At 61.8% G+C, this 20,266-nt stretch carries 16 protein-coding genes; 6 read left to right on the top strand and 10 right to left on the bottom strand.

What is annotated here, in order from left to right; genetic code table 11:
• The first annotated feature begins 103 nt into the window (after positions 1 to 103).
• Both recG and AAHA41_RS16380 read left to right on the top strand, forming a co-directional pair.
• The gene (recG, locus tag AAHA41_RS16385; protein ID WP_019445054.1) at positions 104 to 2,173 is read left to right on the top strand and encodes an ATP-dependent DNA helicase RecG; all 2,070 of its coding nucleotides are present in this window, start codon (positions 104 to 106) and stop codon (positions 2,171 to 2,173) included.
• A 58-nt stretch (positions 2,174 to 2,231) separates the two neighbouring features.
• On the top strand, positions 2,232 to 4,331 hold the full coding sequence (locus AAHA41_RS16380; RefSeq protein WP_323068840.1) for an AsmA family protein: 2,100 nt from the start codon (positions 2,232 to 2,234) through the stop codon (positions 4,329 to 4,331).
• Between the two features lie 56 nt (positions 4,332 to 4,387).
• On the opposite strand, the gene AAHA41_RS16375 is transcribed toward AAHA41_RS16380, so the two are convergent.
• Entirely contained in the window at positions 4,388 to 5,296 is a 909-nt protein-coding gene (locus AAHA41_RS16375; protein WP_323068842.1) for a bifunctional GNAT family N-acetyltransferase/hotdog fold thioesterase, read from the bottom strand.
• 170 nt (positions 5,297 to 5,466) lie between these two features.
• On the opposite strand from AAHA41_RS16375, the gene AAHA41_RS16370 reads away from it, so the two are divergent.
• Positions 5,467 to 6,147, top strand: coding sequence for a methyltransferase domain-containing protein (locus AAHA41_RS16370; protein WP_323068933.1), 681 nt, complete (start codon positions 5,467 to 5,469; stop codon positions 6,145 to 6,147).
• Here AAHA41_RS16370 and dtd read toward each other — a convergent pair.
• From dtd to AAHA41_RS16345, 5 genes are all read right to left on the bottom strand, one after another.
• Complete coding sequence (dtd, locus tag AAHA41_RS16365; protein ID WP_033138812.1) at positions 6,136 to 6,573, bottom strand: D-aminoacyl-tRNA deacylase; 438 nt, start codon at positions 6,571 to 6,573, stop codon at positions 6,136 to 6,138. The two genes, AAHA41_RS16370 and dtd, sit on opposite strands and share 12 nt — an antisense overlap.
• 92 nt (positions 6,574 to 6,665) lie before the next feature.
• A complete protein-coding gene (locus tag AAHA41_RS16360) occupies positions 6,666 to 7,538 on the bottom strand; it encodes a virulence factor BrkB family protein (RefSeq protein ID WP_041209731.1) in 873 nt (290 codons plus the stop codon).
• A gap of 176 nt (positions 7,539 to 7,714) precedes the next feature.
• On the bottom strand, positions 7,715 to 8,956 hold the full coding sequence (locus AAHA41_RS16355) for a malic enzyme-like NAD(P)-binding protein (RefSeq protein WP_323068845.1): 1,242 nt from the start codon (positions 8,954 to 8,956) through the stop codon (positions 7,715 to 7,717).
• A gap of 238 nt (positions 8,957 to 9,194) precedes the next feature.
• Positions 9,195 to 10,421 (bottom strand): aromatic amino acid transporter, encoded by a 1,227-nt coding sequence (locus tag AAHA41_RS16350; RefSeq protein WP_071913996.1) that lies wholly within the window; start codon positions 10,419 to 10,421, stop codon positions 9,195 to 9,197.
• 157 nt (positions 10,422 to 10,578) lie between these two features.
• Positions 10,579 to 12,012 carry a DUF2867 domain-containing protein gene (locus AAHA41_RS16345; protein ID WP_069555503.1) on the bottom strand — a complete coding sequence of 478 codons (1,434 nt, stop codon included), beginning with the start codon at positions 12,010 to 12,012 and terminating at the stop codon, positions 10,579 to 10,581.
• A gap of 158 nt (positions 12,013 to 12,170) precedes the next feature.
• Here AAHA41_RS16345 and AAHA41_RS16340 point away from each other — a divergent pair, with 158 nt between their 5' ends.
• A complete protein-coding gene (locus AAHA41_RS16340; RefSeq protein WP_323068847.1) occupies positions 12,171 to 13,277 on the top strand; it encodes a hypothetical protein in 1,107 nt (368 codons plus the stop codon).
• Between the two features lie 79 nt (positions 13,278 to 13,356).
• Here the strand turns inward: AAHA41_RS16340 and priA are convergent, their stop codons facing one another.
• Entirely contained in the window at positions 13,357 to 15,564 is a 2,208-nt protein-coding gene (priA, locus tag AAHA41_RS16335; RefSeq protein WP_323068849.1) for a primosomal protein N', read from the bottom strand.
• A gap of 148 nt (positions 15,565 to 15,712) precedes the next feature.
• Between priA and rpmE the strand changes: the two genes are divergently transcribed.
• Positions 15,713 to 15,928 carry a 50S ribosomal protein L31 gene (rpmE, locus tag AAHA41_RS16330; RefSeq protein ID WP_033115620.1) on the top strand — a complete coding sequence of 72 codons (216 nt, stop codon included), beginning with the start codon at positions 15,713 to 15,715 and terminating at the stop codon, positions 15,926 to 15,928.
• Positions 15,929 to 16,021: 93 nt separating this feature from the next.
• Here rpmE and AAHA41_RS16325 read toward each other — a convergent pair whose 3' ends face one another.
• On the bottom strand, positions 16,022 to 16,666 hold the full coding sequence (locus tag AAHA41_RS16325) for a chromophore lyase CpcT/CpeT (protein ID WP_323068851.1): 645 nt from the start codon (positions 16,664 to 16,666) through the stop codon (positions 16,022 to 16,024).
• 122 nt (positions 16,667 to 16,788) lie between these two features.
• Positions 16,789 to 18,642, bottom strand: a complete 1,854-nt coding sequence (locus tag AAHA41_RS16320; RefSeq protein ID WP_323068853.1) for a methyl-accepting chemotaxis protein — start codon at positions 18,640 to 18,642, stop codon at positions 16,789 to 16,791.
• A 144-nt stretch (positions 18,643 to 18,786) separates the two neighbouring features.
• Between AAHA41_RS16320 and rraA the strand changes: the two genes are divergently transcribed.
• Positions 18,787 to 19,272 (top strand): ribonuclease E activity regulator RraA, encoded by a 486-nt coding sequence (gene rraA, locus AAHA41_RS16315; protein WP_021138460.1) that lies wholly within the window; start codon positions 18,787 to 18,789, stop codon positions 19,270 to 19,272.
• A 270-nt stretch (positions 19,273 to 19,542) separates the two neighbouring features.
• Here rraA and AAHA41_RS16310 read toward each other — a convergent pair whose 3' ends face one another.
• Complete coding sequence (locus tag AAHA41_RS16310; protein WP_043850636.1) at positions 19,543 to 20,217, bottom strand: 7-cyano-7-deazaguanine/7-aminomethyl-7-deazaguanine transporter; 675 nt, start codon at positions 20,215 to 20,217, stop codon at positions 19,543 to 19,545.
• Between the last annotated feature and the right edge of the window lie 49 nt (positions 20,218 to 20,266).

The following is a 20,266-nucleotide window of genomic DNA, read 5'->3' as shown; positions in this document are numbered from 1 at the left end:
TCCCCCGCGTTGGCAGCCCTGCCAGCAGCAACTCGGCTTGCATCGGCCCCTCAACAACCCCTATCATCTGGACATATTTACAGTGTTTTCGGGCATCTAATTGATGAAATTGGATAAAATTCCTCTCGACAGCCTCAAGGGTGTCGGCAGCAAGATGCAGGAGAAGCTCGAGCGGCTGGGACTGGCCACGGTACAGGACCTGCTGTTCCATCTCCCCCTGCGCTACGAGGACCGCACCCAGGTGTGGCCCATCGGCGATCTGCCGCCCGGGCTGCACGGCGCCGTCGAGGGGGAGATCCAGGACACTCAGCTGGTGATGGGGCGTCGTCGCATGCTGGTCTGCCGTATCAGCGACGGCACCGGTACCCTCACCCTGCGCTTCTTCAACTTCACCGCCGCCCAGAAGAACAGTCTGGCGACGGGCCGCCTGATCCGCTGCTTTGGCGAGGTGCGCCCCGGCAAATACGGGCTGGAGATGGCCCACCCCGAGTACAAGCTGCTCGGCGAGGAGCAGGCCGGCCAGACCGAAGAGGCGCTCACCCCCGTCTACCCGACTACCGAAGGACTGCGCCAGCTCACCCTGCGCAACCTCACCGATCAGGCGCTGGCCCAGCTCGACCTCTATGGCGTCGAGGAGCTGCTGCCCGCCGGCCTCTATCCCCACCAGATTGAGCTGGCCGCCGCTCTGAAGCTGCTGCACCGTCCGCCCCCCTCGGTGGCGCTGCCGCTGCTGGAAAGCGGCCAACATCCGGCCCAGCAGCGACTGGTACTGGAGGAGCTGCTGGCTCACAACCTCTCGGTCTTGAAGGTGCGTGCTCAGGCACAAACCCAGCTGGCCCGCGCCCTCAAACCGGCTCCCGCGCTGGTCGAACAGCTGCTCGGCGCCCTGCCGTTCAAGCCCACCGGTGCCCAGAGCCGGGTGGTGGCCGAGATAAGCAAGGATCTGCAACAGAGCCACCCCATGATGCGGCTGGTGCAGGGTGACGTGGGCTCCGGCAAGACCCTGGTCGCAGCGCTGGCCGCCCTGCAAGCCATCGGCAACGGCTGTCAGGTGGGTTTGATGGCGCCGACCGAACTGCTGGCGGAACAGCACGCCATCAACTTCGCCAAGTGGCTGGAGCCGCTCGGCATCGGAGTCGGCTGGCTGGCGGGCAAGCAGAAAGGCAAGGCGCGGGAGGAGGCGCTGGCCGCCATTGCCGATGGCAGCGTCAAGATGGTGGTGGGCACCCACGCCATCTTTCAGGAGCAGGTGGTGTTCCAGCGCCTGGCGCTGGTCATCATCGATGAACAGCACAGATTCGGGGTGCATCAGCGCCTCGCCCTGCGCGAGAAAGGGGAGCGGGAGGGGGTACATCCCCATCAGCTCATCATGACCGCCACCCCGATCCCCCGCACCCTGGCGATGACCGCCTATGCCGACCTCGATACCTCGGTCATCGACGAGCTGCCGCCGGGCCGAACCCCCATCACCACGGTAGCGCTGCCCGACAGCCGTCGCGGCGATGTGATCGAGCGGGTCAAGCTCGCCTGCACCGAGGGCAAGCAGGCCTACTGGGTCTGCACCCTGATCGAGGAGTCGGAGGTGCTGGAGTGTCAGGCCGCCGAGGATACCGCCGCCGAGCTGCAGAACCTGCTGCCCGGCCTGCATATCGGGCTGGTACACGGCCGGATGCGTCCGGTCGAGAAACAGCGGGTGATGGAGGAGTTCAAGGCAGGCATACTGCAACTGCTGGTCGCCACCACCGTCATCGAGGTGGGGGTGGATGTACCCAACGCCAGCCTGATGATCATCGAGAACCCGGAACGGCTCGGGCTGGCGCAGCTGCACCAGCTGCGCGGCCGGGTCGGACGCGGAGCGGTAGCCTCGCACTGCGTGCTGCTCTATCATGCCCCCTTGTCCAAAACGGCCCAGAGCCGGCTCGGGGTGCTGCGTGAGACCAACGACGGCTTCCTCATCGCCCAGCGCGATCTGGAACTGCGCGGCCCGGGGGAACTGCTCGGCACCCGCCAGACCGGTCTGGCCGATCTCAAGATCGCCGATCTGGTGCGGGATCAACCGCTTATTCCGCAGGTACAGAAGATGGCGCGCTTCCTTATGGATAGGCATCCGAGTCATGTCGAACCCTTGATACGGCGCTGGCTTGGCTTACGGGATCACTATTCCAATGCCTGACCTGCGGAATCTCGCTGCCAACGCCTGATCACTCAACCAATACAGGAGGAAAGCACTTATGAATTCCTGGCTACGCGGCCTGCTCTACACCTTTGCCTTCCTGCTGCTCTTTGTCTGGGTTGTCCTCGGTCTGTTCGACGCCGAGCGCGCCAAAGGCCCCATCGCCAGCTGGATCAGCCAGCAGACCGGCGTACCGGTCACCATAGGGCGGCTGGTATTCAACCCGCTCCACCCCTACACCCTGCTGGCGGAGCAGGTGCGCTACGGCGATGCGGTTTCTCTCGACAAGATCTATCTGGAGATCGAGAGCATCGACTGGCTGAACCGCGATGTGCGGATCGCCCATCTCGACCTCATTCGCCCCGCCATCAAGCTGCCGCTGCCCAACCAGCTGCCCAGCCTGCCGGTGCACTCCCTCTCCATCGGTGACAGCACCATAGACCGGCTGAGCCTTGAGAGCGACGGGCTGACCCTGCGCGGCCTCAACGCCACCCTGAGCGACTGGGATCTGATCGATCCGAAACGCCAGCCACAGGCCAACCTGACCCTCAACATCGGCCAGCTGGAGACACCACAGTTCACCTTCGCCCGTCTCAGCCTGAAAGGGCGGCTGGAGGGAGAGGTGCTGCGCAGCGACAAGCTGGTGACCAACCTGTTCGACGGCCTGCTGGAGAGCGGCATGGTGCTCGACTGGCCGGCTCGAACCCTCGAACTGCACGATCTCAAGGCGCGCGGCATGCGGATCGAACTGGGGGATCTGGCACAGCACCAATTCCCGCTGCGGCAGGTATCGCTGGATCGCGGCCAGTTCGACCAGGTGAGTATCAACTCCATCGAGCAGGAGCTCTCCTTCAACAACTTCAGTGGCCAGCTCACCGCCTTCAACTGGCAGGCGGGCAACCAGCCCACCGGCTATCTGAGCGGCACCCTGGGCGACATGGGGCGCGGCCTGTTCCAGCTGGAGGGGATCAAGGGCAAGCTCGCCTTCTCGCCCCAGCAGCTCGACGGCGAACTGCAGGGCAAAGCCTATGAAGGGGAGTTCAATGTCGAGCTCTCCCTCGATACCCAGCAGCAGAAGCTGACCCTGAAAGACGTGGCGCTGAGCGGCATGGATATCAGCCTGCCGCAAGGTTGGTGGCAGGATTGGCAGGGCTGGCGCCCGCAGCAGGTGGATATCCGCAAGCTGGCGTTCGACAAGCTCAAGGTGCTCTCCTTCGACGATTCCATCCCTCTGTCTCTGACCGGCTGGCAGCTCTACCTGAGCGATCTCGCCCTGCGTGGCAATCAGCCCGGCCCGCTGCTTGGCCGTGCCCGTATCGAGAGCAAGTGGTTCGAGCTGGTGTGGGATGGCCTCAGCGCCCGCAACGGTGAACTGGATGGCGAGCTGACCCCCAGCTCCTGGCAACTGGGCAAGCTCACCAGCTCGCTGCAGGATGAGGGCAGCCTCAGCATGAGCGGCCAGTGGGCACGCGAACCGGGCCAGAGCAGCACCCTGCAGTTGAAGGCGACCAAACTCGATCTGGAGCAGTGGGGCAAGATGTTCGGCTCTCCTGTCTCCTTCTCCGGCAAGGCAGAGCTGAGTGCCGACCTGCAGGCGGAGCACGGCAGCGCACCGGGTGAGTGGCGCAGCACCCTGCAGGGCAGTTTCGCCCTCGACGCCAACGAACCCTTCTGGGACAAGGTGAAGATAGACCCGCTGCTGGATCAGTGGTTCAAGCAGGCAACAGCGCCGGCGCTCAATCCGGATCAGCTGTGGCAGGCGATGCAGGGTGGCGATACCCCCTTCTACCGCGTCAGGCTGCAGGGCAAGATCGACAAGGGGCAGCTACAGCTCGAACAGGCTGGCGCCTCCACCATCACTCACCTGCTGGGTGCGCAGGGCGGTATCGATCTGGTCAAGGAGCAGTGGCAACTCGATCTGGGAGTACTCAACGGCAACCGCTGCGCCGAGCTTATCGGCCAGTGGCGCGGCCCGCTCACCGCGCCTACTCTGAGCTGGGATTTCAAGCAGAAGCCGGATGGCTGCGGCTGGGAGACCGGGGTGCGCTACCCGCCGCAGGGCAACAGCGCGCCACTCTGGCGACCGGCTCCTGCGCCAAAAGCCCAAGCCCAAGCCCAAGCCCAAGCCGAGCAGGCGACCAACAGCCCGCAAGGGTAAAACAGACAAGGCCTCATGATGAGGCCTTGTTTGTTTTGTGGCGAAGCACGTTGCCGTTAATGGCCCGGTCGCTTGACCGGCTGCACCACGTAGTGACCGCAGAACTCCGCCGCCAGCTTGCCGCCGCTGAACAACTGGATATTGAGGCTGAAGGTGGCAGGCTCGCCCCGTTTGAGCGGCTGCAGCACGGCGGGCATCCCCTCGCGGGCCACCCGCGCCTCCGGCTCCTCATCGACCGGGCCATGATATTTGATGGTGCTCTCGGCCAGCACTGGTTCGCCCACCAGCCCCTCTTCTTTAAGTTGCAGCCAGATTAGTCCCCAACCCGCCAGCACACACTGGCTGTAGACACTGCCGGCAAACATGCTGCCGTGCACGTTAAGGTTGGCCGCCAGATTGGCCTTGAGGTGGAAGGTCTGGCCATCGTAGTGGCTGATGTGCATCCCCATCTTCTCGCTGATGGGCACCCCGCGCGACCAGCGGGTGGTGAGATCCTGACACCACTCCGGCCGATACTGGATAGTCTGCAACGGGCTCAGGGATTTGATCATCTGGCGATGGGGAATGCGGCCAAAGGAGACGGGGCCGCCCCCCACTTCGAGAAAACCACACTTGCGATAGAACTCCACCGCCTCCTGACGGGCGTTCATCACCAGCCGTTTCACCTTCTCGCTGCGGGCCAGCTGCTCGAGATCCTCCACCATTTTGGCGCCCAGCCCCTGGCCGCGATATTCGGGACGCAGCGCCATAAAGCGGATCTGCGCCTCGTCGCCACCGATAAAGAGGCGACCCACCGCGATGGGGGTGCCATCGGGTGCCAGCATCAGTCGGTGAATGGCAACGGAGTCGTATTCGTCCCGCTCGGAACCGACGGGCAGATTGAAGGGTTTACGCAGAAGTTCCCAGCGCAACTGGTAATAGGCATCCAGCTCGGCGGCTGTCTGAGGGGTGACTACCCGATACATAGTTTCATCCTTGAGTTTGCGCCGACTGGCAGATGGAAGGGCTTACACAGACGTTTCCAGCGCAGCTCGCAGTAAGTACCCGGCTCGGCTGCCGTTTGGGGGGTGACCACCCGGTACATAGATCGATCCTTGAGTTACACTGGTCGGAAACCATCTTGCCGTGCAAATTCATGGACTTCAATCTGCAAGCGTACCAAGCCGATCACTTGTTGCACCTCAGCGTCAAACCCCAGCGCCGCCTCACCGTGCAGGAAAATGAGCAGCACCGCTGGCTGGAGATAGACGGTGTGGTGCAATCTGCCATGTCGCTCGCCGACCCCGCCGCCCTCTGTCTGCCCCATCAACGGGTCATCGCCAGCCTGCTGCCGGAGCAGGCCGGGCAGATCCTCGAACTGGGGTTGGGTGGTGGTGATCTCACCCGCCATCTGAGTCAGCGCTGGCCCGATGCCCGCCACGAGTGCGTCGATCTCGACGAAGAGGTGCTGACCGTTTATCAGCAGTTTTTCCAGCATCAGGAGAGCGATGAACGCGCTGCTCCGGCACTCCATCAAGCCGATGCCCTCGCCTTTCTGGAGCAGAGCGAGCAGCAGTACGACCTCATCCTGCTCGATCTCTTCAGTCAGGATGGCAACCCGCTGCTGCTGTTTCAGGAGCGGCTCTACCGGGCGCTGGCTCCCCGCCTCTGCGGCACTCTGGTCATCAACCTGTTGCCGCGCACCGAACTGGAGCTAACCCACGCCCTGACACTGATAGAACAGTGGATTGGCCCGGCCACCCCCTATCCGGTCGCAGGGCTCATCAACGTGATCGTCCACGTCATACCGCGGGATCAGGCATCCTCAGACCTGTAGCCAGAAGGTAACCGGGCCGTCGTTGACCAGCGCCACCTTCATGTCGGCGGCAAAACGCCCGGTTGCGGTCGGGATGCCGCTGGCAGCAGCCTTCGCCACGAAGTAGTCATAGAGGCGTTCGGCCTCGCTCGGGTGGGCACCGCAGGAGAAGCTGGGGCGCATCCCGCTCTTGGTATCGGCCGCCAGGGTAAACTGGGAGACCACCAGCAGGCTGCCACCGATCTGGCTGACATTGAGGTTCATCTTGCCGTTCTCGTCACTGAAGACCCGATAGCCGCTCACCTTGTGCAGCAGTTTGTCGGCCTTGGCCTCATCATCACCCTGCTCCACCCCGAGCAGCACCAGCAGCCCCTGACCGATGGCGCCGGTCACCTCCCCTTCGACGGTCACGCTGGCCTCGGAGACCCGCTGAATCAGTGCAATCACATCCCTCTCCTCTCAAAACAGAACGACCGCCCCGGCTCGATTGCAGGGGCGGTCGTCGATGCTACCAATAAACCGGTGGCCAAGGCGATGGCTTAGCCCAGCTCCTCGCTCGCCGGCTTCTCGTACTCGCCGAGGCAGGCGGTAGTCTCCGCACCAAGCAGCACCACCAGCCAACTCAAATAGACCCAGACAAACAGGATCGGGATGGTGGCAAGCGCACCGTAGATCGCCTGATAGGAGGGGAAGCTGGTGATGTAGATGGCAAAGCCGCGCTTGGCCAGCTCGAACAGAGTCGCCGCCACCAGCGCGCCGATAAAGGCGTGGGCCAGCCGCACCTTGCAGTTCGGTACCACGGTATAGACCAGCAGGAAGGTGAGCACCGAGAATAGGAACGGCAAGCCGCGCAGCAGCAGATAGCCGATGCCGAACAGGCTCTCGGCGCCAAACAGCCGCAGCGAGAAGATGTAGGAGGAGATGGCGATACTGGCCCCGATAAGCACGGGCCCCAGGGTGAGGATCATCCAGTACATGGCAAACGCCTGCGCCAGCGGGCGGCCTTGGGTCGAACGCCAGATGTAGTTGAGGTTCTTGTCGATGGCGGAGATCAGCATCAGCGCCACCACCACCAGCGCCCCGATCCCCACCGCCGTGGTGTTGGTGGCATTGGCGACGAAGCCGTCGATGTACTCCTTGAGCACCTCTCCCGCCGTCGGCACGAAGTTGTGGTAGACGAACTGCTCCATCGCCTGTTTGAGGCTCTGGAACACCGGGAAGGCGGACATCATGCCAAAGACCACGGCGATCATCGGCACCAGTGAAAGCAGAGTGACATAGGCCAGATAACCGGCAGTGACCGTCAATCTGTCCTGCTGGAAACGGCCCCAGACAAACTGGGCAAAGTGGCGACCATCATGGCGCAAGAAGGAGAGGGCGTGGGCCAAACGGCCGCTGACAGGCTGCTGCATCTTGATTCTCGTTAGCGTCATAGTGGCAATATTGTGTCAGAGGAGAGCGCTGTTTGACCACCTTTGAACCCGATTTGCCCCCATCTCCCCCAACCTGTCACCCGTATGGCGTCTCTGGCTGTCGCCAGAAGCAGAGATAAAAACGGCCCCGCTATGGGGCCGTTTGCAACGCCGGATTACAGCATGTAGTCCACAGGCAGCTCGATGCGGGCGACGCCGGAGGCCACCGCCGCCAGCGCTACGGCGCGGGCAACCCGCGGCAGCAAACGGGCATCCATCGGCTTGGGAATGACGTAATCCTTGCCGAAGGCGAGCTCGCTGACCCCGGCGGCGGTCAGCACCTCGGCCGGCACCGGCTCCTTGGCCAGCGCGCGGATCGCCTCGACCGCGGCAATCTTCATGGCATCGTTGATACGGCTGGCACGGGCATCGAGGGCGCCGCGGAAGATGAAGGGGAAGCAGAGCACGTTGTTGATCTGGTTCGGGTAATCGGAGCGACCGGTGCCCATGATGAGGTCGCTGCGCACCCCGTGGGCCAGTGCCGGTTTGATCTCCGGATCCGGGTTGGAGCAGGCGAAGATCACCGGATTGGGCGCCATCAGGGCGACCGCTTCGGCGGGCAGCACATCGGGGCCGGAAACACCGACAAACACATCCGCCCCTTCGATGACATCCATCAGGGTGCGCAGCGGGGTCTCGTTGGCGAAGCGCTGCTTGTACTTGTTGAGATCGCTGCGGCCGGTGTGGATAACACCCTGACGATCCAGCATGAAGATGTTGTGCGCTCTGGCGCCACACTTGATCAGCAGGTCCATGCAGGCGGTGGCGGCAGCCCCCGCTCCCATGCAGACGATGCGGCTGTCGCTGATGAGCTTGCCCTGGATCTCCAGTGCATTGAGCAGACCGGCGGCGGTGACGATGGCAGTGCCGTGCTGGTCATCATGGAACACCGGAATATCGCAGCACTCGATCAGCGCCTGCTCGATCTCGAAGCACTCAGGTGCCTTGATATCTTCCAGATTGATGCCGCCGAAGGTATCGGCGATAGCCGCCACCGTGTCGATGAACTGCTGGCTGGTCTCGTGCTTCACCTCGATGTCGATGGCGTCGATGCCGGCGAAGCGCTTGAACAGCAGGGCCTTGCCCTCCATCACCGGCTTGGAGGCCAGCGGCCCCAGATTGCCCAGACCCAGAATGGCGGTGCCGTTGGAGATGACGGCCACCAGATTGCCCTTGCCGGTATAGCGGTAGGCATCGGCCGGGTTGGCAGCGATCTCGCGCACCGGCTCGGCGACCCCCGGGCTGTAGGCCAGCGCCAGATCGCGGGCGGTTTCGGCGGGTTTGGTCAGGGCGATGGCAATTTTGCCCGGTACGGGCTGAGCGTGGTAATCGAGTGCTTCTTGACGCAGATCGGACATGGGGGACCCCGATGTGGTTGGTGCAAATGAGGTGCCGGCAGGGGGCACGCAGAAGGGCGGGGATCATAAAAGAAAGCGGTGGGCATGCCCAGCAGATCATGCTGCCATTAGCCAGATCAGACCAGTTCGTTTAGCACCATCCCCCAGTCACAGATACCACTTTAGTTATAGATACTGCATTACAGGTGAAAAATGGCGGCAAGTTACCCTGCCGCCATCATGTGACCCTGCGTGACGACTACTGACCCGAGTAGACCGGCAGCAGGTTCGCCATCGCGAGGAAGTGGAACAGTGCGGTCGCCAATCCGAACAGGATCAGCAGCCAGGCCACCAGCTTGCCACCCGGGGTGACGAAATGGGGGGCTGCGCTGCCACCGGCTGCCCGGGCGCGGAACTTCAGCACCAGCAGCGCCGGAATGAGACAGGTCCACACTGTGGCCACCGCGCCGGCATAACCGATGGCCAGCAGGAAGCCGAACGGGAAGAGCAGGGAGAGCAGCAGCGGTGGCAGGAAGGTAACAGCCCAGCTCTTGCAGCGACCGGCACGACTGTTGTCGAACTTGAACAGATCCGCCAGATAGTCGAACACCCCGAGCCCCACCCCGATAAAGGAGGAGAGAATGGCCGCCATGGAGAAGCCGTTGATGGCGCTGGCTACCTGCTCCGACTCGATGACGCCGGAGAGCGCCTTCAGCAGCACGTTCACATCGCCGCCTTGGGCAATCACGGGGGCAAACTCCTGACGGGGCAGGTTGCCGAAGATCCCCAGCAGCCAGAGCACATAGAGCGCCAGCGCGATCAGGGTTCCCCCCAGAATCGCCCACTTTGCCTGCCGCTCGTTCTGGTAGTAGGCGCGCAGGGAGGCGACCGAGTGGTGATAGCCAAACGAGGTGAGCGCCACCGGCAGCATCGCCATGGCATAGGGGGCGTAGTGACTCTCGCCACCAGCCAGATCGAGCAGGGTCGGCAGCTTGATATGGCCTAGCAGACCGGTCACGCCGAGGGCGAAGCTGATGATCATGAAGGCGATCAGCACCACAGAGATGCGGTCAACGGCGCGGGTCGAGTGCCAGACCACCAGCGAAAACACTGCCACGAACAGCACGGAAGCGAGCTTGCTGTCGATCCCCAGAATCCCCTGCAGGATGGCACCCGAGGAGGTGATGTAGGCGTAGAGCAGAATGCCACCGACAAAGTAGACCGAGAGATTGTTGAAGAAGTTGAGCCGCTCCCCCAGCAGTTCGCGGGTCACGGTATTGAAGGAGACGCGCATGTCGTGGTGCTGGAAGGCTTCCAGCAGCATCCAGCCGGAGAGGGTCATCATCACCATGGTGACGGTCAGTGCCAACACCGACCAGAGGGTCCAGGCCCCCGCCCCCGAACTCGGCAGACCGAGCATGCCAGCCCCCACGCAGACGCTGGCGATAATGCAGGCGCCCCCCAAAATTGATGGTTTTTTCTTCATAATCCCTTCTTTTTCTGACTGGTTATCTATCCGCGGTAAACAAGACCGCGGCATGATGCCAGCCTTTGCCCGGGGAAGCACCTCAATATGGGCCAAAGGGAGGGCTGACGGCATCTGACTGGCCACAGCCAGCGCCATCAGCGCGAAGCCAAGAGGTTCAATCCATTACGGGGATCCCGGCTTTTGCCTCCGCCTCTCGAGCGATGGCCTCGGTCATCCCCTGAAAGATGAAGAGGTGGAACGGCAGCATGGCGAGCCAGTAAGCCAGCCCCCATGCGCCCTGCGGATGCCAGTGGGCTGTGACCCGGATGCGGGTCAACCCGGACTCCTCCGGCAGGATGTTAAACTCCAGCCGACCCACGCCCGGGGCCTTCATGTTGAACAGCAGATCGAGCCTGCGCCCCTCATCGACTCCGAGGATCTGCCAGGAGTCGAGCATGTCACCCTTCACGAAGCGATCGGGATTGCTGCGGCCACGGGTGCGTGCCGGACCACCGATAAGATGATCCATCCATTCGCGCACCACCCACAGCTGGTTCATGTAGAAGTAGCGCTTCTCGCCCCCCAGCTGCTGCAACACCTGCCACACCACCTCGGGGGAGGCGAGACAGATGGCATCGCCGCTGGCGGTACGGTCATAGAAGCCATATTCGGGATGGCGCCAGCGCAGGCCGAGCGGCGTCTCCTGCCCCTGCTGCTCGGCCCCCAGCTTCTGCTCCAGCGCCAGACTCTCGGCCAGTGCCTCGTCGAAGCTGAGCAGGGTCTGCGGCAGCAGGGCACGCAGCGGGCCGTCATCGGCAGGAATGTCGTGCTTGAGGCCACCCACCAATGCCTTGGCCACCGGCTGCGGCACCGAAGTGACAAACTGCAGCCACCAGGCGGAGAGACGCGGACTCAAAAACGGGATGGGAATGATGGGACAGCGCTTGCCGATATGGGCGGCGAACTTCTGCAACTGCTGTTGATAGCTGAGCAGTTCTGGGCCGACCGCATTGAAGATGCGGCCATCCACCTCGTCGGCTTCCACCAGCCCGCCCAGATAGTGCAGCAGGTTGGACAGCGCAATCGGCGGCGTGCGCGAGCGCACCCACTTCGGCGTCACCATCATCGGCAGGTTGAACACCAGATCCCGCATCACCTCGAACGCCGCCGAGCCCGGGCCGATGATAATGCCTGCGCGCAGCTCCACCGTCGGTACGCCGGATTCACGAAACAGCTCGCCACAGTGGCGGCGGGAGTTGAGATGGCGACTGTTGCACTGCTCCGGCTGGATTGCCCCGAGATAGATGATGCGGCGCACCCCGGCAGCGCGGGCGGCGGCAGCAAAGTTCTTCACCCCCTGCTGCTCCAGCCGGTGAAAATCGGCACCCGCCCCCATGGCATGCACCAGATAGAAAACGGTATCGATGCCCGCCAGCGCAGGCAGCAAAGTGATGGGCTTGAGGCTGTCGGCGAGGCGAAACTCGACACCCTCAGGCAAGCGGCAGGGACGGCGCGCCCCGGCAATCACCCTGTAGCCCAGCGTTTGCAGGTGAGGCACCAGATAGGAGCCTATATAGCCCGCAGCCCCCATCACCAGACAGTTTCTCATCCTCTCTCCCCTTCCCTTGTCGTCCCGGCCACCGGGCTGGCAACCTGAATGCCCATCATCCAGCCTCACCGTCACTTTGCAACATGGAACTAACAATTCTGCCTGTTAGTCCGATTTGGTGTTAATCCCGGTTCATTGTCTGGTCGATAACTGACCAGATGTATAGCGCCGAGGGCGAAGATATGCGCATCGATCACTACGACCTCCAGGGGGAGGTGCAATACCGGCAGCAACAGGCGCAGGCCCGCAAGGTGCGCAGACTGGGGCCGGTCGCGCCGCAGGCCAATGGCGTGAGCGGAACTGCCGCCACACCGTCATCCGGCGAGCAGCGAACCACCCTGATGCAAGCCAGTGCCCTGACGCTGCAAGCCAGCAGCCGGAGCAATACCCAGACTCCCCCGCAGACGACAGCCGCACCAGCCAAAGCGGAGGGGAGCAGAAATCAGGAGGAGAACGGCGTTCCCAACGACGGGCTCGACAACCACCAGCGGCTTATCAAGCTGATGATCGAAGCGATGCTGGGCCACGAGATAGAGCTACCGGATCCGATCAAACCGACCGACCAGAGCGCGGAGGGGGTGAACTCCCCGACGGGCGACGGCAGTCAACCCGCCGCCGAGCCGGATCAACTGGTGGAAGTAACCGACAGCCTGCTGCAAAAGGAGCAGCTCAACGTAGTCGCCTCGGCCAGCATAGAGACTCAGGATGGCCAGAGCCTGCAACTTGATCTGGGTTTTGTGCTGGACTGGCGCCAGCTCGATATCAGCAAGCGCCGCACTACCCTCAATGCCCTCAAGGATCCGCTGGTACTCAGTCTGGATGGAAAAATCGCCGGCCTGACCGACGCCAGAGTCAAGTTCGACATCGATCAGGATGGCAAAGAGGACAGCCTGCCGGGCTTGAGTGAAGGCAGCGGCTTTGTGGCGCTGGATCGCAACGGTAACGGCACCATAGATGACGGCGGCGAGCTGTTCGGGGCCCGCTCCGGCAACGGTTTTGGCGAGCTGGCAACCCTGGATGAGGATGGCAACGGGGTGCTGGACGAGCGAGATAGCCAGTTCTCGGCGCTGCAGTTCTGGCAGCCGGAACACTCCCCCATCGCTCTGGTGGAGCTGGGGATCGGCGCCATCCTGCTCCACCCCCTCGACACCCCCTTCAACCATCTGGGGGAAAGCGGCAATCAGGGGGTATTGCGCCAGTCCGGCCTCTATGTGACCGAACAGGGCAAGGGCGGCTGGGTGCAGCAGGTCGACCTGCGAGTCTGAACCCGACTCCCGCATGGCAAACCCGGTCGCTGACGAAGCACGCCAGCGACCGCTGCACCGTCAACGACCAGAACCTGACTCAGTTCAGCTCGGTGGGGTCTATGTCAAGGCTCCAGCGTACCCGCTTGGTCTCGGGCCACCCCTCCAGCTCCTTCACCGCCCAATCGAGCAGCTGGGCCAGTGGAGCCCGGTTCGGCCCCTGCACCAGTAACTGCATGCGGAACTTGCCCGCCTTGCGCTCCATAAAGCCGCTGATGGGCCCGAGCACCTGAACATGGGGATAGCGAGCGCTGCGCAGGGTATCGGCGAGGCGGCTGAGGAACAGCTGCACCTCGTCACGGCCATTGGCCTCGGCCCGAAACAGTCCCTGATAGCTAAACGGCGGCAGCCCCAGCAGGCGACGCTCTTTCAGCGCCGTGTCGGCGAAGTGGCCGTAACCGTTCTGGGTCAGATCCTGCAGCAGGGCGTGCTCGGGATGGTGGCTCTGCAGCACCACCAACCCGGGCTTGCTGGCTCGACCGGCACGGCCCGCCACCTGGGTGTAGAGCTGGGCCAGCTTCTCGGCGGCGCGAAAATCGGCGCTGAACAGGGCGCCATCCACATCCAGCAGCCCTACCAGGGTCACATCCGGGAAGTGGTGGCCCTTGGCCAGCATCTGGGTGCCGATCAGGATCTTGTACTTGCCCGCCTTGATGTCGCCGAGGTGGGTCTCCAGCTCCCCCTTGCGACGGGTGTTGTCCCGATCGATGCGCACCACCGGATATTGCGGGAAAACGGTGCCGAGCAGCTGCTCCAACTGTTCGGTGCCCACCCCGGAGCCGATGAGCTCGTTGCTGCCACACTCGGGGCAGTGGTGGGGCAGCGGGCGCACGCTGTCGCAGTGGTGGCAGTGCAGCCGTCGCCCGGCCTGATGCCAGGTGTACCAGGCATCACAGCGCTCGCAGGCGGCGCTCCAGCCACACTGGTGGCAGATCAGGGCCGGGGCATAGCCGCGGCGGTTGAGAAACAGCATCACCTGATTGCCCGCCGCCAGATGCTCCGCCATCAACTGCTCCAGCTGAGGGGAAAGCCCGGCCTGCAACCGCACGTTTTTGATATCCAGGATCACCTGACGGGCGGTCTGGGCATTGCCGGCGCGGCGAGTCAGGGTGAGGTGGTGATACTTGCCGGTGCGAGCGTTGTGCAATGTCTCCAGCGACGGGGTAGCCGAGCCAAGCAGGATGGGAATGCCGGCACGATGGGCCCGCATCACCGCCAGATCCCGCGCATGGTAGCGAAAACCGTCCTGCTGCTTGAAGGAGCCGTCGTGCTCCTCGTCGATGATGATGATGCCGAGGTTGTGAAACGGAGTGAACACCGCAGAGCGGGTGCCGATCAAGATGGCAGCGCCGCCGTCGCGGCAGGCGAGCCAGGCGTCGAGCCGCTCCCGATCGTTCATGGCCGAGTTCATCGCCACCACCGGCACGTTGAAGCGGCGCCGGAAGCGGTTGATGGTCTGCGGGGTGAGACCGATCTCCGGCACCATCACCAGCGCCTGCTTGCCCGCCTTGAGCAGCGGCTCGAGGATGCTCAGGTACACCTCGGTCTTGCCGGAACCGGTGATGCCATCCAGAAGGAAGGCTCCGAACTTGTCGCTCTGGCTGGTAACGGCAGAGACGGCCAGCGCCTGCTCGCCGTTGAGGCGCAGCCCCTCCCCCGGTTCAAAGCGGGTAGCCCAATCGCCATCGTGGCTCGGCTCCAGCGAACGCTTCTCCAGCAGCCCCTTCTTCTCCAGCGCTGTGAGGGCTGCGCTCTGGATCTCCTCCTGCTTGAGGGCTGATGGCGTCTGCGGCCCCTTGCGCAGCAGGGCGAGCGCCTGCTGCTGCTTTGCCGCCCGCTTGAGTTCGTTGAGATCGATGGCCATACCAGCCTCGGTGGCAAACCAGAACTCCAGCTCGCGATAGGCGGCAGGCTCCCCCTTGCGCACCAGCACCGGCAGGGCGTGCGGCAGCACCTCTCCCAACGGGTGCTGGTAGTAGCTGGCGCTCCAGTTCATCAGAGCCAGAATGTCGGGCCCCAGCACGGGGGCGCTATCCAGCACCCGTTTGATAGGTTTGAGCTTGTTGCGAGGCACCTGGCTGTCGGCCGGGTGATCCACCACCAGCCCGACCAGGGTTTGCGGGCCGAAAGGGATCTCGACCCGACAACCGGGAGCAGGTAACGGCAGGGGGGAGAGATAGTCGAAATGACGGCGTAGCGGCACCGGTACAGCCACACGAACCAGATCCAGCGTTTGGGAAGAATTCACCAGAGGTTGCCTATTTTTTCTGCGAAGCCACTTGCCTGATCTCAGGCATTTCCTATATTATTCGCAGCCTTTGAAACTGTGTTCAACAATCGTGTGGTGTCCGACAAGAGATCGGATGGCGACACGGCCTATTACTTTGAGGTTGTCCATGAAAGCTGGTATCCATCCTGACTACGTAGCCATCACCGCCAAGTGCTCTTGCGGTAACGTCATCAACACTTTCTCTACCATCGGTAAAGATCTGAACCTGGACGTGTGCTCCGAGTGCCACCCGTTCTACACCGGCAAGCAGAAAGAAGTTTCTAGCGGCGGCCGCGTAGACAAGTTCAACAAGCGTTTCGGTGCGATGACTTCCAAGAAGTAATTCTACTTCTGACGAATTCTGAAAAAGACGCCTTAAGGGCGTCTTTTTTGTTTCTATGCTCTTCCAATCATTCACGTTTTCCGTCAGTCAGGCTCAGTGCCCGCGCTCGCGCACCCTGCGCAGATAGACATATCCCTCCCCCGGACTCCCCCAGCGCGCCTTGCCCGCCACATCATAAGCCCGATCCAGCAGTCTGACGCTGTTGGGGCCAATCCAGACATGCTGCACCAGCGTGCTGGCGCCACCGAAATCGGTAGCGCAGTGACCAACCCGGGTATGACCGGCATATTCACCGGATGGCGTGCGGCTCAACCAGATCTCGCAGCCACGGCGCAGCGATAGTTGCTGGGGGGTGAGGCTATCGAGCAATTCCGGATTGTGCCAGGCGCCGGCAAAGTCGGTGGCCCGCGGCATGGTCAGCTCGGCCATCAGAATGCGTCCGTCAGGACTGGGGGAGAAACGGTAAATCCGCTGGCGGAAGGGGCGAACGGCACGCAGGGTCAGGTATTGCTCGGCATAGACCCAGCGATAACCCTGATAGCCACGCCAGATCTCCACCAGACGCAGTTCAGCGCTGGTAAAGCGGTCGTCGTATCGTGCCTGCTCCTGGCTCGAAAAATCACCGCTGAACCAGCTGAGCAGCGGCTCCATGCCGGAAACAGTGGCCCGGGACGATACTCCTGCCGATACCAGACAGGAGCAAAATAGCCCGAATACGGCCACCAGCAACTTTGTCATCGAATCCTTCCGAATCATCATAGTGGCGGCGATTATATGAGCGAAGCTGCTCAATAGCAGCCATTACGATCAAATGATTGCCACTCTGGTGAAAAAACCTCGCAAGGATGCCCGCCCGATCACTAAACCCGGTATTTCGCGACCGCCTGATTCAGCAGCTTGGCCTGCTCGTTCAGCCCCTGACTGGATCTGGCATTCTCCGCTGCCATGGCGCTCGACTCCTGTGCAATGTCGCGGATGTTGTTGACGTTGCGGTTCACCTCGTTGGCGACCAGGCTCTGCTCCTCGATCGCTGCCGCAATCTGGGTGCTCATATCCATGATGTGGGTAACATCCTGAGTGATCTGCTCCAGCAGCGCCCCCGCCACGTTGGCCTGATCGGAACTGCGACTCCCCTGCTCGCGGCAGGTCGCCATCACCTCGACGATACTGCCGGTCTGCTTCTGCAGCGAGCTGATGATGCCGGCGATCTCCTGAGTCGATTTCTGGGTTCGGATGGCAAGGCTGCGCACCTCATCCGCCACCACCGCAAAACCACGCCCCTGATCCCCCGCCCGTGCCGCCTCGATCGCCGCGTTGAGGGCCAACAGGTTGGTCTGCTCGGCAATACCGCGGATCACGTCAAGCACCGAGCCGATGGTCTCGCTCTCTCTTTGCAACTGGCCAACCTCGCGGGAGGAGTGCTCAAGATTGTCAGCCAGCAGGCGGATCTGGTCGACGGTGTTCTCCACCGCACTGCGCCCCTCCATCGCCTTGTTGTTGGTCGCCTGGGCATTGTTGGCGGCCTGCTCGGTGTTGCGGGCGATCTCCTCTATGGTGGAACCCATCTCGGTCGAGGCGGTGGCCACCATGTCGGTCTCCTGCAGCTGACGAGCCGCACCCTCGCTGGTACGTTTAACGTTGTCCGAGAGGTGATCTGCCGCCTCCGTCAGGGTATGCACGCTCTGCTTCACATCGCCGATCAGGTTGCGGAAGCCGCCCAGCATCACATCCAGGTTACCCGCCAGTTGAGCCATTTCATCGGCGCCCTGCAGCTCGATCTTGAGGCGCAGGTCATTATCCTGGCGAATGCGATTGACGGTATCATTTACCCGGCTAATGGGACGATCGATGCTACGACCCAGCAGCACGCTCATGATACCTATCAGTACGATGATCACCCCGCCACACATCAACATCAGGGTATTGAGGCGAGCAGTCTGCTGATCCAGCTCACCGGCGATATGCTGGTCGACGGCAGAGAACACCTGCTCGGTCTGATGAACCAGACCCCGCATCTGGTTGCGCAGCCCTTCATCCTCATTCAGCCCCAGCACCTGCATACCCTGCACCAATGCGACAAAGTCCTCCCGATACTGTTCACTCGCCTGCTCCAGCTTGCCACGGTCGGCCTCCGGCAAGGCGGCCAGACTCTGCTGAAAACTCTTGTGCAGAGTCTGGAAACGGTCGAGATACTGGACATCGGATCGCAGCATGAAGTCTTTCTCCGCCCGTCTCAGCTGCAGCATGGTGATGAGCAACCCCTGCTGATCCAGCTTTTTGAGGCCATCTTCCACTTCATGCACGGCAGTCCGCAGCTTGCCATAGAGCCCATCCTCCGGCCCCAAACCAATCTTCTGCTGCTGGGCAACCAGCTCCAGAAATGCCTTGCCGTAAGCCGCCATCTGCTGATCCAGCCTGGCCAGATCGGCATGCACTGCAGCCAAGTTGTCGTCACGGCCCAAGGTCTCGTCCAACTGGTGGAACTGCGTCATGACCTCATTGAAATGGTTAACGAAGCTCAGATCCTTGCGCAACAGGAAATCCTTCTCGGCCCGCCGCAGATTCAGCATGGCGATCTCCAGCCCGTCCACATTGCGCTGGGCTTGTGTCAGGCTGCGGGTGACCTGACTCGAATAGATAAAGAGGCCGCTCAGTACCACCATGGCAATGGCAACCAGTACGGTATTCAGAATCAACTTATGACGGATCAGCACGATGCACCTCTCACCTGTACGGATGAACTGCATTGAGCTTATGCGGAAAACGTTATCCCTGTGGCTGTTCAAGGAATATTCATTGAAATGCCGGTCTCACTCCTTATACTGGATCCACCTGTTTCCAGCCGTGGATTTGACACTATGGAATACAACACTTCAGAACTGTGCGACATCTATCAGGACATGGTGGATGTGCTCGAACCCATGCTTTGCTCCTTCGGCGGCCGCGCCTCTTTCGGCGGCGTCATCACCACCGTCAAGTGCTTCGAATCGAACGGTCTCATCCGTGAGCTCGTCAAAGAGAACGGCGTTGGCCGGGTGCTGCTGATCGATGGCGGTGGCTCCATGCGCCGCGCCCTGATCGACAGCGAGATAGCCACCACTGCCGCTGAAAACGAGTGGGAAGGGATTGTCTGCTACGGCTGCGTCCGCGAAGTCGATATCCTCGAAGATCTCGACATCGGCATTCAGGCGCTGGCAGCCATTCCGGTCGGTGCCGACAGCAAGGATGTGGGGGAAACGGATCTGCCGGTCAATTTTGGTGGAGTCACCTTCCTGCCTGACGATCATCTCTACGCCGATACCACAGGGGTGATCCTCTCCCCCGAGGCACTCGACATCGAGTAAGCCACAGACAGAGTGACGACGGGAGCCTTGGCTCCCGTTTTTTATGTCTGTAACTTGCTGAAAAATGACAAAAAAAGAGGGCCAGATAAACTGGCCCTTAACTGGAAGCAATGTGAGCAATGTCGTGCCTTCACAAGAAGTCCATCACGTTGGAACGGATGAGGCCTTTCCCGGAAAACAAGTTAACGATAATCATTCTCATTTATTTGAGCAAGCTTTATTTGTCAATCAGGCAAAAAAATTGGCCGCCGTTAAGGGTGGCCAATTTCATCAGGCTTGTCGGACTGCGGATTGCAACCCGGGCAATCCTGCCTCTCCCACCAGCTTGCGACTGAGATAGCGCAGCAGCACGCCGTAGAGCGGCACGAACAAACCAAGGCTAATCAACAGCTTGAACACATAGTCCACGGTCGCGATCTCGACCCAGTGCTCCGCCATGAAGGGGTCGCTCGTGCGCCAGAAGGCCACACTGAAGAAGGCGATAGTATCGACCATGTTGCCAAACAGGGTGGAAGCAGCTGGCGCCACCCACCAGTGCTTGAGCAGACGCAGGCGGTTGAATACCACCACGTCCATAAACTGGCCCACCAGATAGGCCATAAAGCTGGCCAGCGCTATACGCGCCACAAAGAGGTTGAACTCGGCCAGATGGCCCACCCCCTGGAAGCTCCCTTCAAAGAAGAGTACTGAGAGCACATAGGAGATGGCCAGTGCCGGCAGCATCACGGTCTGGATTATCTTGCGCGCCAGACCGGCACCGAAGATCCGCACCGTCAGGTCGGTCGCCAAAAAGATAAACGGGAAGCTGAACGCACCCCAGGTGGTGTGAAAACCGAAGACGGTGATAGGCAGCTGAACCAGATAGTTGCTGCTGGCAATAACGAGGATATGGAACAACGACAGGCGAACGAGCGCCGTTTGGTACTGCTCAGGGGTCAAATTCATCTTGTGACCTTTTTGGTTAATGGGGTTAGGGAACCCATATCGCCACCAT

It is taken from the genome of Aeromonas sp. SER, assembly GCF_038739615.1.
Lineage (GTDB): Bacteria > Pseudomonadota > Gammaproteobacteria > Enterobacterales > Aeromonadaceae > Aeromonas > Aeromonas jandaei.
The sequence above is the reverse complement of the archived record's forward strand: the minus strand, read 5'-3'. Positions and strand labels throughout refer to the sequence as shown.

Excerpts from the sequence above, each read along its gene's own strand:
- AAHA41_RS16345 (WP_069555503.1), bottom strand. The coding sequence starts at position 12,012 with ATGAGAAACTGTCTGGTGATGGGGGCTGCGGGCTATATAGGCTCCTAT.
- AAHA41_RS16355 (WP_323068845.1), bottom strand. The coding sequence starts at position 8,956 with ATGTCCGATCTGCGTCAAGAAGCACTCGATTACCACGCTCAGCCCGTA.
- AAHA41_RS16360 (WP_041209731.1), bottom strand. The coding sequence starts at position 7,538 with ATGCAGCAGCCTGTCAGCGGCCGTTTGGCCCACGCCCTCTCCTTCTTG.
- AAHA41_RS16380 (WP_323068840.1), top strand. The coding sequence starts at position 2,232 with ATGAATTCCTGGCTACGCGGCCTGCTCTACACCTTTGCCTTCCTGCTG.
- AAHA41_RS16310 (WP_043850636.1), bottom strand. The coding sequence starts at position 20,217 with ATGAATTTGACCCCTGAGCAGTACCAAACGGCGCTCGTTCGCCTGTCG.
- AAHA41_RS16350 (WP_071913996.1), bottom strand. The coding sequence starts at position 10,421 with ATGAAGAAAAAACCATCAATTTTGGGGGGCGCCTGCATTATCGCCAGC.
- AAHA41_RS16375 (WP_323068842.1), bottom strand. The coding sequence starts at position 5,296 with ATGTATCGGGTAGTCACCCCTCAGACAGCCGCCGAGCTGGATGCCTAT.
- AAHA41_RS16340 (WP_323068847.1), top strand. The coding sequence starts at position 12,171 with ATGTATAGCGCCGAGGGCGAAGATATGCGCATCGATCACTACGACCTC.
- rpmE (WP_033115620.1), top strand. The coding sequence starts at position 15,713 with ATGAAAGCTGGTATCCATCCTGACTACGTAGCCATCACCGCCAAGTGC.
- rraA (WP_021138460.1), top strand. The coding sequence starts at position 18,787 with ATGGAATACAACACTTCAGAACTGTGCGACATCTATCAGGACATGGTG.
- AAHA41_RS16325 (WP_323068851.1), bottom strand. The coding sequence starts at position 16,666 with ATGACAAAGTTGCTGGTGGCCGTATTCGGGCTATTTTGCTCCTGTCTG.
- AAHA41_RS16370 (WP_323068933.1), top strand. The coding sequence starts at position 5,467 with ATGGACTTCAATCTGCAAGCGTACCAAGCCGATCACTTGTTGCACCTC.
- recG (WP_019445054.1), top strand. The coding sequence starts at position 104 with ATGAAATTGGATAAAATTCCTCTCGACAGCCTCAAGGGTGTCGGCAGC.